The organism is Streptomyces sp. NPDC026246, assembly GCF_055567995.1.
Genome location: NZ_JBVHPJ010000002.1, coordinates 798,717 through 814,696 on the forward strand (window position 1 = coordinate 798,717; position 15,980 = coordinate 814,696).

Below are 15,980 nucleotides of genomic sequence, written 5' to 3' on the forward strand. Positions count from 1 at the left end.
GTCCCCCGAAGGGGGTACGGCGAGCCGCCCGGCCAGGCCCGGCAGCCGTCCCCCACTGACCGGAACACTACGCGCCACCACTGACAACGCCCCGGAGCAGCGACGCGCCCGCGAGCCGGATGCCCGGCCCGCACGACCCGTCACCTGTGAGGACGCCCGAACCACCCGTGCGCGTTCCCTCCGAGCCCGTCGGACCCTTCGCGGCCGGGGACAGGCACGCCTGCAGGGACCGGCCACACACCGCCGGAACCCGCCGGACGGCGTCAGGCGCGGTCCGTGACCACCGCGGCCTGCGGGCGGATGGGCAGGCGGTTGACCGGGCGGCCGGTCGCGGCGCGCACGGCGGAGGCGACGGCGGCCGGGGACGCCACCACCGGCACCGCGCTGACCGCCTTCGCGCCGAACGGCGCCACCACGTCCCGCTCCTCGACCAGCCGGACGATGCGGATGTCGGGCGCGTCCAGTGCCGTGGGCAGGGCGTACCCGGTCAGGTCGGGGTGGCGGATCAGTCCGCGGGGGGTGCGCAGGTTCTCGGTGAGCGCGATGCCCACGCCCTGGGTGACGCCCGCCTCGATCCGGGCGGCCAGCTGCGCCGGGTTGAGGACCCGGCCCACGTCCTGGGCGACGGCCAGTTCCACGACCCGTACGGAGCCGATCTCGATGTCGACGTCGACCACCGCGCGGATCGCGCAGAAGGCCATGCCGACGAACGCGTCGCCCTGCCCGGCCTCGTTCAGCGGCTCGGTGGGGTGCGGGCGGCACTGGGCGGTGGCCCACAGTTCCTTGCCGTCCAGCGCCTCGGTGACGGTCGTGGAGAGGACCCCGTCGTACGACGTGATCTTGCCGTCGGTGATCTGCAGCAGCTCGGTGGACATGCCGAACTTGTGGGCCAGCGGCTGGAGGAGCTGGGTGCGGACCATCTTGGCCGCGCGTTCTACCGCACCGCCCGACACCCAGGTGTGCCGGCCGCGGCAGCCCGCGCCCGCCGGGGGCTGGTCGGTGTCGACGGGCGCCACGTGCACCTCGTCGACGCCGAGGGTCTCCTGGACGATCTGCCGGGCCAGGGTGGTGAAGCCCTGCCCGGTCTCGACGGCGGCGCACAGCACCGTCGCCACGCCGTCGTGGACCTTCACGGTCGCCGTGGAGACCTCGTCCGCGCCCTCCGCGCCGAGCATGTGCACCATGCCCACGCCGTAGCCCACGCCCCGGCGCACGGCGCCCGGTTCGCCCGCGCCCTCGGGGCCGCCGGGCAGCAGCCACTCGTCCTCGGGGGTGTCCTTGGGCAGCGCCGGCAGCGGGAAGTCCCGCACGGCCTGGAGGAGTTCGGCGACCGGTGCCGGGCAGGTGACCGTCTGGCCGGTCGGCAGGACGTCGCCGGTGGCCATGGCGTTGCACAGGCGCACCTCGGCCGGGTCGAGGCCGAGCTTTTTGGCGATCTTGTCCATCTGCGCCTCGTAGGCGGCGCAGACCTGCATGGCACCCTCGCCGCGCACGTGTCCGGACGGGGGGTTGTTCGTGCGGACGGCCCAGCCCTCGATGAAGGCGTTCGGCACGACGTACGGGCCGCAGGCGAAGGCGACCGCGGCGGCCAGGGCGTCGGCGGAGGTGTCGGCGTAGGCGCCCGCGTCGAGCAGGATCTGCGCCTCGACCTTGACGAGCCGTCCCTCGCCGTCGGCGTGGTGGCGGTAGCGCAGGAGCGTGGGATGGCGGTGGGTGTGCCCGAGGAAGGACTCCTCGCGCGTGGCGGTGAGCTTCACCGGGCAGCCGGTGCGCAGGGCGAGCAGGCCGAGCGGGAGCTGGAAGCCCCGGTCCTCGCGGTCGGCCGTGGCGCCGGGGACGCCGGTGACGACGACCTTGACGCGCTCGGGTTCCAGGCCGAACGCGGCGGCGGCCGCGTCGCGGTCGGCGTGCGGGTCCGTGGAGGCCAGGTACAGCTCCACACCGCCGTCCGGGCGCGGTACGGCCAGGCCCGCCTCGGCGCCGATGGGGGCCGGGTCCTGGCGGCCGATGCGGTACAGGCCCTCGACGACGACCTCGCCGGCCGCCTCGGGGTCGCCGTGGTGCAGCGGGATGTGCCGGATCAGGTTGCCGTCGGGGTGCAGCGGTTCGGCCTCGAAGGCCTGCTCCGGGTCGGTGACCGGGTCGAGCACCTCGTACTCGACGATGACGGCGGCGGCCGCCATGCGCGCGGTGTCGGGGTGGTCGGCGGCGACGGCGGCGATGGGCTCGCCGTGGTGGCGCACCACCTCGGAGGCGAAGACCGGGCGGTCGGCCGTGCCGCGGCCGTGCAGCGGCCGGCCGGGGACGTCCTCGTGGGTGACGACGGCGCGCACGCCGGGCATCTCGCGCGCGTGCGTGGTGTCGACGGACACGATGCGCGCGTGCGGGTGCGGGGAGCGCAGCACGGCCGCCCACAGCAGGCCCTCGGCCCACAGGTCGGCGGCGTAGGGGAAGGTGCCCTCCGTCTTGGCGCGGGCGTCGGCGGCCGGGAGGGAGGCGCCCAGGCCGTGCGGCAGGGGCTCGGGGGCGGGGGGCGCCTCCGCGGCCTGCGCGGTGGCTGCTTCGTTGCTCACGCGGGGCCTCCGTCCTGGCCGTAGGGCTGGTCGTGCGGTTCCGGGGAGTGCGGTCCGGGCGCGTGCGGTTGCGGGGGCGCCCCGAAGGCCGAGGCGTTCACGCCACCGGCGCCGGGGCCGGCCTGGTGCGGGATGCGGGCCTGGTCGCCGTCCCCCTCGGCGGGCGCGGCGAGCGCCTCGCGTTCGGCGACGACCTCCTTGACGGCCTCCACCACGCCCCGGTAGCCGGAGCAGCGGCACAGGTTGCCGCACAGCGCCTGGCGGGTCTCCAGCTCGGTCGGGGCGGGGTTGCCCTCCAGCAGGTCGTGCACCGTCATCGCCATGCCGGGGATGCAGAAGCCGCACTGCACGGCGCCGCAGCGCGCGAGGGCCCGCTGTACGTCCGACGGTTGCCCGTCGTCGGCCAGCCCTTCGACGGTACGGACCTCGCTGCCGGCGGCGGTCACGGCGGGGACCAGGCAGGAGGCGACGAGACGGCCGTCCACCTGGACGTTGCACGCCCCGCACTCACCTTGCGAGCAGCCGTCCTTGGCGCCCGCGAGCCCGAGCCGCTCGCGCAGCACGTACAGCAGGGACTCGCCGATCCAGGCCTCGGTGACGGGGCGGTCGGCGCCGTTGACGCGCAGGACGAACGAGGCGAGGGGGTGTTCCTCCTGCGAGGCGGCGGCGGACTCACCCGGCGCGCCGGGCTCGTGCGCTCCCGTGGTGGCGGACCCTTCGGGCTCCAGGCCGTCCGGGATGCCGTCCTCGGCGGAGTCCTGCACGCCGTCCTGTGCGCCGTCCTGTGCGGGAGAGTGACCGGCGGCCGGCTCCGCGGCGCCTTCGGCGCCCTCGTGGGCCTCCGGGGCGTCCTCGGCGCGGGCGAGGGGCTCTGCGGTGCCGGAGGCGCGCTCCGCGGCCTCCTGGCCGCCCTGGGGCCCCTCGGAGTCCTGCGGGCTCCGGCGGTCCGGGGTCGGGCCGGGGCCGTCCGACGGCTCGGGCGTCACGGCCTCGGCATCGGCATCGGCATCCGCGTCGGCATCGGCGTCGGGAACCGTCTCGGAGCCCGCCTCGGAGGCACCGTCGTCCGGCGCGTGGGCGTGCGGTCCGGACGGCCCGTGGTCCGCCGCGTCCGTGGCGTGGCCGTCGAGGCCGGACGGCTGCCGTGCGTGCCCGGGTCCGGTGGCCGGGCCTTGCGCAGCCGGCTCGTCCGGCGCGTGACCGGTGCCGTCGGCGTGGCCGGTGCCGTCGGCGTGCCCGGCGCCCTGGGGCGGCGCGTATCCGAAGCGGCCGTGCGGATCGCCGGGGTGCCCGTCCTCGGTGGCCTGCGTCCCGTGGGGCGCGGCGGCGCCGCTCTCCCGGTCGTCCTCGGGAGCCATGTGACCTCGGTGGGAGGCCGCGTGCGTGGCCCGGGACCCGGTGAGGTCCTCGCCCGGGGTGGCGTGCGTCGCGTGCGGGGCGGCAGGGTCCTGCGGCAGTCGCGCGTGACTTCCGCGCGCGCCCGCGTGGCCGCCGTGGGTACCACCGGAGGGGTCCGCGTGGTCGCCGTCGTCCCCGCGCGGCTCCGTCCGTGCCGGCAGGGTCGGGTCGGGCCCTTGCTCCGGGGTGTGGCCCGGGGCGCCGCCGTGCTCCGCCGGGCCGTGGTCCGGTCCCGGGTGTCCCTGTCCGGCCAGGGCCTGCTGTCCCCACGGCTGTCCCACGGCCTGGGTCGCCCAGGGGGCGGGCGCGCCGCCCGGCAGGGTCGCCGGCGGTTCGGCTCCCCACTGCTCGACCAGCGAGGAGGTCGTGAACTCGCCCGATTCGTCCGGCAGGTCGCCCTGGGCGACGGGGATCGACCACTGCCCGGTCACGTCGTGGCCGGGCGCCGGCCCGTCCGTGCCGGGCTCCTCGTAGGTCCACTGACCGGTGCTTCCCGGCTCGTAGGTGAACCGGTCGTCGCCGTGCTGCCCGGTGCCGTGCTGTTCCGCTCCGGGGCCGTAGGGGGCCGCGGAGGCGTACGGAGCCGGGGTCTCGTAGGGCGTCTGCGCGCCGTAGGACGGGTCGGGGCCGTAGGACGTCTCCGGCACGTCGTGGCCCTGCTGCCCGTGTGCCGCGTGGGGCTCGTGCCACTGCACCCCGTCGGCGGGCGGGCCCGGCACCGGCCAGCTGCCGGTGGCCGCCGGGTCGGTGCCGGCCGTCGTCGCGGGGCTGACCGTTATCTGCGGCGGCACGTAGCCGTGGCCGGGCGCGGCGAGCGGGCTGTCGGCGGCCAGCAGGGCGTCCACGCCACCCTCGGGAAGCTCGACGAAGGCGGTGGCGCCGTCGTCGTACTCGCCCTGGGGCAGCGGGTCCCAGCGGCCTCCGCTGCGGGGTGTGCCCTCTCCGTGCCGGTCGTCGCTCACGACAGCGCCCTCCCCAGTGCTCGTCGGGCCAGCGCGGCGACGGTGCGCCGCAGGTGCAGTACGGCGGGCGGGAGCTGCGGTACGGAACCGTCCTCGCCCGGGGCCGGGTCGGGGATGCAGGCCGCGGCGACGTACTCCCCGAAGGCGTTCAGGGCCTCCGGGACGAGCGCGCGGTTGTTGTCCCAGTCGATGAGTGCGCCGACCCACTGCTCGGCCTCCAGGGGCCGCAGCGGCATCGGCGCTATGGCACCCACCGCGCAGCGCACGCCCCGGCGCGCCGGGTCCAGGACCACGGCCACGGACGCGACCGCGCGGCCCGGGCCGGTGCGGCCGGTGGCCTTCAGGAAGACCTGCGGGGCGTGCAGCAGCGGCACGCGCACGTAGCCGATGAGTTCACCGGCGCGCAGCATGTCCACCCCGGCGAGCAGGTGGGACACGGGGATCTCCCGGCGGGCGCCGCCCGGGCCCGCGATGATCAGGGTCGCCTCCAGAGCGGCCAGCACCGGCAGGGCGTCGCCCGTGGGGGCGGCCGAGGCGATGTTGCCGCCCAGGGTGCCCGCGTTGCGGATGTGCGGCGGTCCGGCGGCGCGCGCGGCGGCGGCGAGCGCCGGGATGAGCGCCGCGAAGTCGGGGCGCCCCATGCGCGCGTGCGTGAGGCCCGCGCCGAGCAGCGCGTGGCCGTCCAGGTACTGCCAGCCGCGGATCTCGCTGATCCGGCCGAGGCCCACGAGCGCGGCGGGCCTGAGCTGCCCGGAGTTGACGGCGGCCATCAGGTCGGTGCCGCCGGCCACGGGCACGGCGGCGGGCACGGCGGTGAGCGCCGCCACGGCCTCGTCCAGCGTCGTGGGCAGCGTGACGGCCTGCGCCGCCTGCGGTGCGTGCGTGGTCAAACCGGCTGCCCCTTCCCGCTGCCCCACCTGGTCCCACCTGTGCTGCCGTACGGTACGTGCTGACAGGGCGGACGTGGCAACTCTGGCACATCTTGGCGAGCGCCGAAGACACGGGTCCAGTAGGAGGCATTCGCCCACCTCACCGGCGACATGGTCCGTTTTCGCACAGGTTCGCCAGTGCGTGACGATTGGCACTTTCGGTGACCCTTGTGCCCTTTTTCCGGGGCCTGTTCGACCTGTTCGGTCGCCGTGACGGGCTGTTACCGGTTCGGCGGAGGGCCGTCGGCCGGACGGCCCAGCACCCCGGGGCGCCGCTGCCAGGGCAGCGGGCCGGAGGGCGGCCGGTAGGCGACACCCAGGGCGTCCAGCCGCCGGTAGTGGGCGCTCATCCGGCGGTCGAAGGCGGCGAAGTCCCGTTCCGCCGGGGCCGGCAGGTCGCTCCAGGCGACCTCCGCGAAGGCCGCGAGTCGGGGGAACGCCTGGTAGTCGACGCGCCCCTGGTCCTCCATCACCTCCGTCCACAGGTTGGCCTGGGTGCCCAGCACGTGCCGGGCCTCCTCGGGCGTCAGCTCCGGGGGGACGGGCTCGAACCGGTAGACGTCCTCCAGGGTGCGCACCCACCCGATCGGTACCGGCTCCTCGGGGCCCGGGTCCTGACGGTGGTCCAGATACACCTGCTGCTCGGGGCACATGACGACGTCGTGGCCCGCGCGGGCGGCGGCGATGCCCCCGGCGTAGCCCCGCCAGGAGGACACGGCCGCGCCCTTCGCCAGGCCGCCCTCCAGGATCTCGTCCCAGCCGATCAGCCGCCGCCCGCGCGCGGTGAGCCACGCGTCGAAGTGCCCGACGAACCAGGACTGGAGCGCGTCCTCGTCCGCGAGCCCGAGTTCCCTGATGCGCGCCTGGGCCGTGGCCGACCGCCGCCACTGCTCCTTGGGGCACTCGTCGCCGCCGATGTGGACGAACCGCGAGGGGAACAGCTCCAGCACCTCCTCGAGGACGCCCTCGTAGAAGCGCAGGGTGGTGTCGGTGGGGGCGAGTACGTTCGGGTTGACGCCCCAGGTGTCCCAGACGGTGAGGGCGGTGGTGTCGACGACGTCGGTGTTGCCGAGTTCCGGGTAGGCGGCGATGGCGGCCTGGGAGTGTCCGGGCACGTCGATCTCGGGGACGACGGTGATGTGCCGCTCGGCGGCGTAGGCGACGATCTCGCGGATGTCGTCCTGGGTGTAGTAGCCGCCGTGCGGCTTGTCCTCCCACAGCGGCGAGGCCCGGTGGCCGGTTTTGGTACGCGCCCGCCAGGAGCCGACCTCGGTGAGGCGCGGGTGGCGGCGGATCTCGATGCGCCAGCCCTGGTCGTCCGTCAGATGGAAGTGGAAGACGTTGAGTTTGTGCGCCGCCATGAGGTCGAGGTAGCGCAGGACGCCTTCCTTGGGCAGGAAGTGCCGGGCGACGTCGAGCATCAGACCACGCCAGGCGAAGCGCGGCGCGTCCTCGACCGTCAGGTGCGGCACGGCCCAGACGCGGTCGCGGTCGACGGGGGCCCGGCGGTAGGCGTCGGGGCCGAGGAGCTGACGCAGCGTCTGGGCGCCCCAGAAGACACCGGCCGTGCCGCCGCCCTCGACGAGGACACCGTCGCCGTCGCTGACGAGGCGGTACTCCTCGGGGCCGAGCCCGGGCCGCAGCCGCAGCCGGATGTCGTCGCCGGTCGCCGCGGTGCCGGCCCCCTCGCGCAGCGGCAGGCCGGTGGCCTGCCGCAGGGCGCCGCCCAGCAGGCGTGCGACAGCCTCGACGGGCGCTTCGGCGTGCAGGCGGGAGTCCGGCGTCAGCCGCACCTCGCCACCACCCGGGGTGAGGACGCGGGGGGCCGGGATCAGGTCGCTCATGTCAGTCCTTCACCGCGCCGCCCAGGCCGGAGACCAGGCGCCGCTGTACGAGTACGAAGAAGACCAGCACGGGGATCGTCATCACCGTGGAGGCGGCCATGACACCGCCCCAGTCCGGATCGTCGGGCTTGTAGAACACCAGCAGGGCCATCGGCAGGGTCGACTGCGACGTGTCGCTGATGATGAACGACTTGGCGAAGAGGAAGTCGTTCCACGCGGAGATGAACGAGAACACGCTGGTGGCGACGAGGCCGGGCAGGACGAGCGGGAAGAGGATCTGCCAGAGGAACCGCGCCCGGCTCGCGCCGTCGATGTACGCGGCCTCCTCCAGCGCCTCCGGGACGGCCTTCACGAACCCGCGCAGCATCCAGATCGCGAAGGGCAGCGAGAAGGCGATGTGCGGCAGGATCAGCGCCCCGAGGGTGTTGAGCTGGCCGGCGTCCCGCATGAGGAAGAACAAGGGGATCGTGAGGGCCTCCACGGGCACCATCTGCGCCACCAGGAACATGATCAGCAATGTGGTGCGCATCCGGAACCGGAAGCGCGTCACGGCGGTCGCGGCGAGGAAGGCGATGAGCGCGGAGGCGAGCACCACGCAGCCCGCGACGAGAAGGCTGTTGAGGAAGTAGCGGCCGAATTCCTGCTGCCCGAGGACCCGGCGGAAGGAGTCCGTGGAGGGCGCGAGGGTCCAGGGCCGCGGCTCGCTCGACTCGATCTCCCCGGCCGGTTTGAAGGCGCTGAGCACCATCCAGTACAGCGGGAACGCGACGACGACGGCGATCAGCAGGGCCGAGGCCTCGGCGGCCAGCCGCCCGGGCCGGCGCACCAGGGCGCGTGCACGGTTCACAGTTCCTCCCCCTGCCGGCGCAGCAGCCTCAGGTACACCAGCGTGACGGCGAGCAGGATCAGCAGCATCACGATGCCGATCGCGGAGCCCAGGCCGTACTGCGAGGACGCGAACGCCTGCTGGTAGGCGTAGACGTTGAGGACGAGGTTCTGGCCGGCGATGCCTCCCCCGCCCGTCATGACGTAGATCTGGGTGAAGACCTTGAAGTCCCAGATGACCGACTGGATGGTGACGACGACCAGGATCGGGCGCAGCATCGGGACGAGCACGGACCGCCAGATCCGCCATTGCGAGGCCCCGTCCAGGGAGGCGGCCTCCAGCACCTCGCCGGGAACCGCGCGGATCCCCGCGTACACGGTCACCATCACGAACGGGAAGGAACACCACACCACTTCGAGCAGCACCAGGAAGAAGGCGCTGAGGCGGCCGTAGGTCCAGGAGTGGTCGCCGAGGCCGAGCATCCGGTTCACCGGGCCGAAGTCCGGGTCGAACAGGAACAGCCAGACCGTGGAGCCGGTCACGGCCGGGGTCGCCCAGGCGCCCATGGCGGCCAGCATCAGCGCGAGCCGGGGCACGGCCCGTACGCGGGTCAGAAGCACGGCGAGGGCGCAGCCGACGGCGAGGGTGGAGACGACGCAGGCCGCCGCGAACAGCACGGTGGCGAGCAGCACCTGCCAGAACTGCGGGTCGCCGAACAGCGCGGCGTAGTTCCCGAGGCCCTGGAAGGTGGCCGGTTCCCCGCCGCTGACCTGGGCCTGGGTGTACTCGAAGAGGGAGATCAGGCCGAGTTGGTAGATCGGGTAGACGAGCAGCCCGCCCAGCACGACGAGCGCGGGCGCGAGGTAGAGCCACGGGGTCCAGCCGCCGGAGACCCGCCCGGTGCCGCCCGCCCCGCCGCGGCCTGCGCCGGCCCGCGAGGGCGGGCGCCCGCCCTTGCGGGCTGCGGGCACGCCCAGGGGCGCCTGCCCGGACCCGGCGGCGGCCCCGGGGTGCACCGCGCCGGACCGCCGAGGCACCCCGGCGACCCCGCCCACCACACCCACGGGCCCGCTCGGCGCGTCCGTGCCGTCGGCTGCCGCCGTTTCGGTGCGGTCGTCCATGCGGCTCACCCCGCGGAGCCGAACGCGGTGTTCATCTTCTTCGCGGCGTCGGCGGAGGCCTTGGCCACGTCCTTCCTGCCGCTGACGACCTCCTGGAACATCGTCGGCAGGACGAGCGAGGAGTCGATCTGCGCCCACGCGGGCGAGGCGGGCACGAACCGGGTGCCGGCCGCGAGGGTCTGCACGAACGGCTTCACGAACGGTTCCTCGGCGGCGGCCCGCCGGCGGACGTCCGTGAAGGTGGGCAGGAAGCCCATCGCGTCGAAGAGTTCGGTCTGGGTCTTCTTGCCGGCGAGCCGCTTCATCAGGTCGACGGCGAGCGTGCGGTGGGAGGTGCTCTTCAGGACACCGATGTTGTTGCCGCCCGCGAAGGCCGGGGCGATCGAGCCCGGCTTCACCCCGGGCAGCGGGACGACGGCGTACTTGCCCTTGACCTTGCCCGCCTCGACGGCGGCGTGGCTGAAGTCGCCGCCGATGGCCATGCCCGCCTTGCCCGCGGCGAACGCGGTGACCGTGTCGTTGCCGCCCATGCCCGCGCACTTGGCGGCCGGGCAGTTGTCGTCGTCGAACAGGGACGTGTACGCCGTGATGCCCTTGCGCGCCGCGGCGCTGTCGATGCCGGAGGCGTACGAACCGGCCTTGCCGGTGGCGAGTTCACCGCCGTGGGCCCAGACGAAGGGCATCGCGCCGTAGGTGTAGGCCCCGCCGACGGCCAGGCCGTACAGCCCGGGTTTCGCGGCGCGGATCTCGCGGGCGGTGGAGGCCAGTTCGGCCATCGACGCCGGCGGCTTCAGGCCGAGTTCGCGGAAGACGTCCGTGCGGTAGTACAGGGCGCGTACGCCGACGTAGAGGGGGGCGCCGTAGACCTTGCCGTCCACCGTGACGGACTGCCTGGCGGTGGGATCGGTGTCCTTGGTCTCGGCCCACTCACCGAACTCCCCGGTGACGTCGAGGAGTCCGCCGTCCTTCACGTAGCCGGCCGTGTCGGTGTTGCCGAACTCCATCACGTCGGGCGCGGAGGACGGGTCGTTGAAGGCGGCCTTGACGCGCTGGGCGCGGGTCTCGACGGGGATGTACTCCACGTCGACCCGCGTGCCGTCGTGCTTCTTCTCGAAGTCGGCGACGAGCGCGTCGACGACCTTCTCCTTGGGGGCGTTGCCGACCTCCTGGAAGAGCCACACACGCAGCGTGCCGCTCTTGTCGTCCTTGTCGGAGGAGGCGTTGTCTGAGGTCTGGGGCGCGCAGGCACCGGCCGCGAGGGCCACGAGCGCGGTGAGACCGGCGATACGGACGGACAGCTTCATGAAGTGCTCCTCCGCGGGAGTGTTGCAACATGCGCAATGATGGTTTCGCTGTGCACAACACCACGGAGGCTAGGGACTTCATGAACACGCCCACAAGAGGTCTCAACCACTCTGTGACCGGCGGACACACCCCGTGCAACGCCCGGTCAGCACAAAGGCCCCCAGGGCGCGCAAAACGCACCTGGTCAGCACAAAGGCCCCCAGGGCGCGCAAAACGCACCCTGGGGGCCCGAGGCCGGGAAGACCGGGACTACTGGTCGCCCTTGCCCTTGTCGTCGCCACCGCCGGAGCCCATGGACTCGTAGATCTCCTTGCACATGGGGCACACCGGGTACTTCTTCGGATCGCGGCCCGGCACCCAGACCTTGCCGCACAGCGCCACGACGGGGGTGCCGTCGAGCGCGCTCGCCATGATCTTGTCCTTCTGGACGTAGTGGGCGAAGCGCTCGTGGTCACCGTCACCGGAGGAGGTCTGCGGCGTCGGCTCTACGAGGGTCCCCGTACCAGTCCCGCGCTCGGGCTCGAGAGTGCTCATAGGCCCAAGGGTACTGAAGGTCACACGCATCAGTTGAGCGAAGGGTCGTCCGGGTACGTGGCGACCATCGCGAGGTCGCCACGCTGGCGGCGCAGCACCTCGCGCCACAGCCGCTCGGGGGACGGGCTGGAGACGTCACCGGGCTCCGACTCGACCACGTACCAGGCCCCCTCGACCAGCTCGTCCTCCAGCTGGCCCGGGCCCCAGCCCGCGTATCCGGCGAAGATCCGCAGGGAGCCCAGCGCCGAGGCCAGCAGTTCGGGCGGCGCCTCCAGGTCGACCAGCCCGATCGCGCCGTGCACCCGGCGCCAGCCCAGCGGGGCGGCCTCGCCGGAGGCGCCGCCCGGGACGACCGCGACCCCGAGGGCCGAGTCCAGGGACACCGGGCCGCCCTGGAAGACGACCCCGGGCTCGACCGCGAGATCCCCCCAGCCGTCCAGGATGTCGCCCACGTCCACCGGGGTGGGGCGGTTGAGGACGACGCCGAGGGAGCCCTCCTCGTCGTGGTCGAGGAGCAGCACCACCGCACGGTCGAAGTTCGGGTCCGCCAGGGCGGGGGTGGCCACGAGCAACCGCCCTGTGAGCGAGGACACCTCGGTCATGCCAGACATGATCCCGCATCTTGCCTTTCCGTGGGGAGGCAATGCGGCACCGGGAGGCAGCGCAGCTCAGGGCGCACCGGTGCACCCCGCGCGCACGGATGTGATCGTGACTACGTGTGGTCGGCGCGGAACGGTTCGTGTTGTGACAGACCTATGACGCGGCTGGGTCCTCCTCGGGCTTACAGAAGGGGGGTCGAGGGCGATTACCCTTTCCCTCCTGGCCCCTGCCCGACTCCATGGAACGCGAGATTCATGACCGTCAACGACGATGTCCTGCTTGTCCACGGCGGAACCCCGCTGGAGGGCGAGATCCGTGTCCGCGGTGCGAAGAATCTCGTACCGAAGGCCATGGTCGCAGCGCTGCTGGGCAGCGCTCCGAGCCGGCTGCGCAATGTCCCGGACATCCGCGACGTGCGGGTGGTGCGGGGTCTGCTGCAGCTGCACGGTGTGACGGTCCGTCCGGGTGAGGAGCCCGGCGAACTGGTGATGGATCCGACGCGCGTGGAGAGCGCCAACGTCGCCGACATCGATGCCCACGCCGGTTCGAGCCGTATCCCGATCCTGTTCTGCGGTCCGCTGCTGCACCGCCTCGGCCACGCCTTCATCCCGGGCCTCGGCGGCTGCGACATCGGCGGCCGGCCCATCGACTTCCACTTCGAGGTGCTGCGGCAGTTCGGCGCGAAGATCGAGAAGCGGGCGGACGGCCAGTATCTGGAGGCGCCGCGACGGCTGCGCGGCACCAAGATCCAGCTGCCCTACCCGTCCGTCGGCGCGACCGAGCAGGTGCTGCTGACGGCCGTCCTCGCCGAGGGCGTCACCGAGCTCTCGAACGCGGCCGTCGAGCCGGAGATCGAGGACCTCATCTGCGTCCTGCAGAAGATGGGCGCCATCATCGCGATGGACACCGACCGGACGATCCGCATCACCGGTGTGGACCAGCTGGGCGGCTACAACCACCGCGCCCTGCCGGACCGCCTGGAGGCCGCGTCCTGGGCGTCGGCGGCCCTGGCGACCGAGGGCAACATCTACGTCCGCGGCGCGCAGCAGCGCTCGATGATGACGTTCCTGAACACCTACCGGAAGGTGGGGGGTGCCTTCGAGATCGACGACGAGGGCATCCGCTTCTGGCACCCCGGCGGGCAGCTGAAGTCCATCGCGCTGGAGACGGACGTCCACCCGGGCTTCCAGACCGACTGGCAGCAGCCGCTGGTGGTCGCGCTGACCCAGGCCACGGGCCTGTCCATCATCCACGAGACGGTCTACGAGTCCCGCCTCGGCTTCACGTCCGCGCTGAACCAGATGGGCGCGCACATCCAGCTCTACCGCGAGTGCCTGGGCGGCTCGAACTGCCGCTTCGGCCAGCGCAACTTCCTGCACTCGGCGGTCGTCTCCGGCCCCACCCGGCTGCAGGGCGCCGACCTGGTCATCCCCGACCTGCGCGGCGGCTTCTCGTACCTCATCGCGGCCCTCGCGGCCCAGGGCACGTCCCGGGTCCACGGCATCGGCCTGATCAACCGCGGCTACGAGAACTTCATGGAGAAGCTCGTCGAGCTGGGCGCGAAGGTCGAGCTGCCGGGCAAGGCGCTCGGCTAGGACTGCGACAACGCCGAGGGGCGGTCACCTGGACTCCAGGTGACCGCCCCTCGGCGTTGTCATGCGGCTCTCGGTGGTCCCGCGCCCTCAAGGGGCGCGGGGAACTGCGCGACCGGCCACGGCCGGCCCGCAGTCGCCCACGGCGCTCGCGACGGAACGCCTACTTGCCCTTGGCCGCTTCCTTGAGCTTCGAGCCCGCGGAGACCTTCACGCTGTAACCGGCGGGGATCTGGATGGGCTCGCCGGTCTGCGGGTTGCGGGCGGTACGAGCGGCACGGTGGGTGCGCTCGAAGGTCAGGAAGCCGGGGATGGTGACCTTCTCGTCGCCCTTGGAGACGATGTCGCCGACGACGTCGGCGAACGCGGCCAGCACGGCGTCGGCGTCCTTGCGGGTCACCTCGGCGCGGTCGGCCAGCGCGGCCACCAGCTCACTGCGGTTCATGTTGTTACTCCCGTGTTCATCTTGCCGTTGAGGCGTCAGATCGAAGCCGATGCTGCCAGGGTCCTCCATGAGTCCCCGGACCCGGGTCCGTCGTCAGACCCTCGCGCCCAGAGACGCATCCTGCCTCTACCTGCGGCGGGAAAGCCAATCCGGCACCCGCAGGAGTCGTGGGAACACCCTTGGGAGTCACACGAAAAGAGGGCCTGAGCCTGGCGCCACGATAACTCCGCCGCTGACGGGGATCGTGCGACGCGCCGCGCTCCGGGCGGCCGTGGGGTTACTCACAGTCCGGGGGCGCCCCCCGGAGCGCGGCAGCGCCCCGTGGGGTACCCCGGCGGTGGTCCCTCAAACGCCGGACGTGCTGCCCGCCGTCGCGCCCACGGCCTTGGCGGCCTCGCGCACGGCCCCGGCGACCGCGCCGGCGACCTTGTCGTTGAAGACGCTCGGAACGATGTAGTTCGGGTTCAGCTCGTCCTCGGTCACCACGTCGGCCAGGGCCTTCGCGGCGGCGAGCATCATCTCCGTGTTGACGGTGCGGGACTGCGCGTCCAGCAGGCCGCGGAAGACGCCCGGGAAGACCAGCACGTTGTTGATCTGGTTCGGGAAGTCGGAGCGCCCCGTGGCGACGACGGCGGCCGTCTGACGGGCGATCGCCGGGTCGACCTCGGGGTCGGGGTTCGCGAGCGCGAACACGATGGCCCCCTCGGCCATGGCGGCCACGTCGGCGCCGTCGAGCACGTTCGGGGCGGAGACGCCGATGAAGACGTCCGCGCCGCGCACGGCCTCCTTGAGGGTGCCCGTGAGGCCCTCGGGGTTGGTGTTGTCGGCGATCCAGCGCAGCGCCGAGTCCGGGGCGGCGTCCACCAGGTCCTCGCGGCCCGCGTGCACGACGCCGTGGATGTCCGCCACGACGGCGTTCTTGACGCCCGCGGCGAGCAGCAGCTTCAGGATGGCCGTACCGGCGGCGCCCGCGCCGGACATGACGACGCGGATGTTCTCGATCGCCTTGCCGGTGACGCGCAGGGCGTTGGTCAGCGCGGCGAGGACGACGATCGCGGTGCCGTGCTGGTCGTCGTGGAAGACGGGGATGTCGAGGGCCTCGCGCAGCCGGGCCTCGATCTCGAAGCAGCGCGGGGCGGAGATGTCCTCGAGGTTGATGCCCGCGAAGCCCGGGGCGATGGCCTTGACGATCTCGACGATGGCGTCGGTGTCCTGGGTGTCGAGGCAGATCGGCCAGGCGTCGATGCCGGCGAAACGCTTGAACAGGGCCGCCTTGCCCTCCATGACGGGAAGCGCGGCCTTGGGCCCGATGTTGCCCAGGCCCAGCACGGCCGAACCGTCCGTCACGACCGCAACGGAGTTGCGCTTGATGGTGAGGCGGCGGGCGTCCTCGGGGTTCTCGGCGATCGCCATGCAGACGCGCGCCACTCCGGGCGTGTAGACCATGGACAGGTCGTCGCGGTTGCGGATGGGGTGCTTGGACGCCATCTCGATCTTGCCGCCGAGGTGCATGAGGAAGGTCCGGTCCGAGACCTTGCCGAGCGTGACGCCCTCGATGCCGCGGAGCTCCTCCACGATCTCGTCCGCGTGGGAGGTGGAGGACGCCGCGATGGTGACGTCGATACGGAGCTTCTCGTGGCCGGAAGCGGTGACGTCGAGGCCGGTCACCGAGCCTCCGGAGGACTCCACGGCGGTGGTGAGCTGCGAGACGGCCGTTCCGCTCGCGGGCACCTCCAGCCGGACCGTCATCGAGTAGGAGACGCTGGGCGCCGTTGCCATGGCCGACTTCCTCTGCTTTCACCTGACGCTGTTTTGTGCCGTCCGATCGTCGCACCTACCGCTGAGTAGCGG

General features: G+C 73.0%; 12 protein-coding genes. 1 reads left to right on the forward strand and 11 read right to left on the reverse strand.

All coding sequences use genetic code 11. The features are described from left to right. Positions 1 to 263: 263 nt before the first annotated feature. The 9 genes from ACZ4M5_RS07745 to ACZ4M5_RS07785 form a co-directional block, all read right to left on the reverse strand. Positions 264 to 2,573 (reverse strand): xanthine dehydrogenase family protein molybdopterin-binding subunit, encoded by a 2,310-nt coding sequence (locus tag ACZ4M5_RS07745; protein WP_467734105.1) that lies wholly within the window; start codon positions 2,571 to 2,573, stop codon positions 264 to 266. Next, positions 2,570 to 4,933: a 2Fe-2S iron-sulfur cluster-binding protein gene (locus ACZ4M5_RS07750; RefSeq protein WP_467734107.1), complete on the reverse strand. Its 2,364-nt coding sequence runs from the start codon at positions 4,931 to 4,933 to the stop codon at positions 2,570 to 2,572. The genes ACZ4M5_RS07745 and ACZ4M5_RS07750 overlap by 4 nt, the downstream gene beginning before the upstream one ends. Beyond that, positions 4,930 to 5,823: an FAD binding domain-containing protein gene (locus ACZ4M5_RS07755; protein ID WP_467734109.1), complete on the reverse strand. Its 894-nt coding sequence runs from the start codon at positions 5,821 to 5,823 to the stop codon at positions 4,930 to 4,932. Before ACZ4M5_RS07755 ends, ACZ4M5_RS07750 begins: the two co-directional genes overlap by 4 nt. 260 nt (positions 5,824 to 6,083) lie before the next feature. Then, entirely contained in the window at positions 6,084 to 7,706 is a 1,623-nt protein-coding gene (locus tag ACZ4M5_RS07760) for a beta-N-acetylhexosaminidase (RefSeq protein WP_467734111.1), read from the reverse strand. Position 7,707: 1 nt separating this feature from the next. Further along, positions 7,708 to 8,553: a carbohydrate ABC transporter permease gene (locus tag ACZ4M5_RS07765; RefSeq protein WP_467734113.1), complete on the reverse strand. Its 846-nt coding sequence runs from the start codon at positions 8,551 to 8,553 to the stop codon at positions 7,708 to 7,710. Continuing rightward, complete coding sequence (locus ACZ4M5_RS07770; protein ID WP_467734115.1) at positions 8,550 to 9,653, reverse strand: carbohydrate ABC transporter permease; 1,104 nt, start codon at positions 9,651 to 9,653, stop codon at positions 8,550 to 8,552. Before ACZ4M5_RS07770 ends, ACZ4M5_RS07765 begins: the two co-directional genes overlap by 4 nt. A gap of 5 nt (positions 9,654 to 9,658) precedes the next feature. Further along, positions 9,659 to 10,957, reverse strand: a complete 1,299-nt coding sequence (locus tag ACZ4M5_RS07775; protein WP_467734117.1) for an extracellular solute-binding protein — start codon at positions 10,955 to 10,957, stop codon at positions 9,659 to 9,661. Positions 10,958 to 11,207: 250 nt separating this feature from the next. Next, positions 11,208 to 11,492 (reverse strand): DUF3039 domain-containing protein, encoded by a 285-nt coding sequence (locus ACZ4M5_RS07780; protein ID WP_467734119.1) that lies wholly within the window; start codon positions 11,490 to 11,492, stop codon positions 11,208 to 11,210. A 29-nt stretch (positions 11,493 to 11,521) separates the two neighbouring features. Then, positions 11,522 to 12,094: a YqgE/AlgH family protein gene (locus ACZ4M5_RS07785; RefSeq protein WP_467734121.1), complete on the reverse strand. Its 573-nt coding sequence runs from the start codon at positions 12,092 to 12,094 to the stop codon at positions 11,522 to 11,524. A gap of 252 nt (positions 12,095 to 12,346) precedes the next feature. Between ACZ4M5_RS07785 and murA the strand changes: the two genes are divergently transcribed. Further along, on the forward strand, positions 12,347 to 13,687 hold the full coding sequence (gene murA / locus ACZ4M5_RS07790) for a UDP-N-acetylglucosamine 1-carboxyvinyltransferase (protein WP_369196425.1): 1,341 nt from the start codon (positions 12,347 to 12,349) through the stop codon (positions 13,685 to 13,687). A 160-nt stretch (positions 13,688 to 13,847) separates the two neighbouring features. Here murA and ACZ4M5_RS07795 read toward each other — a convergent pair whose 3' ends face one another. Beyond that, the gene (locus ACZ4M5_RS07795) at positions 13,848 to 14,129 is read right to left on the reverse strand and encodes an HU family DNA-binding protein (RefSeq protein ID WP_003990598.1); all 282 of its coding nucleotides are present in this window, start codon (positions 14,127 to 14,129) and stop codon (positions 13,848 to 13,850) included. A gap of 345 nt (positions 14,130 to 14,474) precedes the next feature. Then, on the reverse strand, positions 14,475 to 15,908 hold the full coding sequence (locus tag ACZ4M5_RS07800) for an NAD-dependent malic enzyme (RefSeq protein ID WP_467734123.1): 1,434 nt from the start codon (positions 15,906 to 15,908) through the stop codon (positions 14,475 to 14,477). Between the last annotated feature and the right edge of the window lie 72 nt (positions 15,909 to 15,980).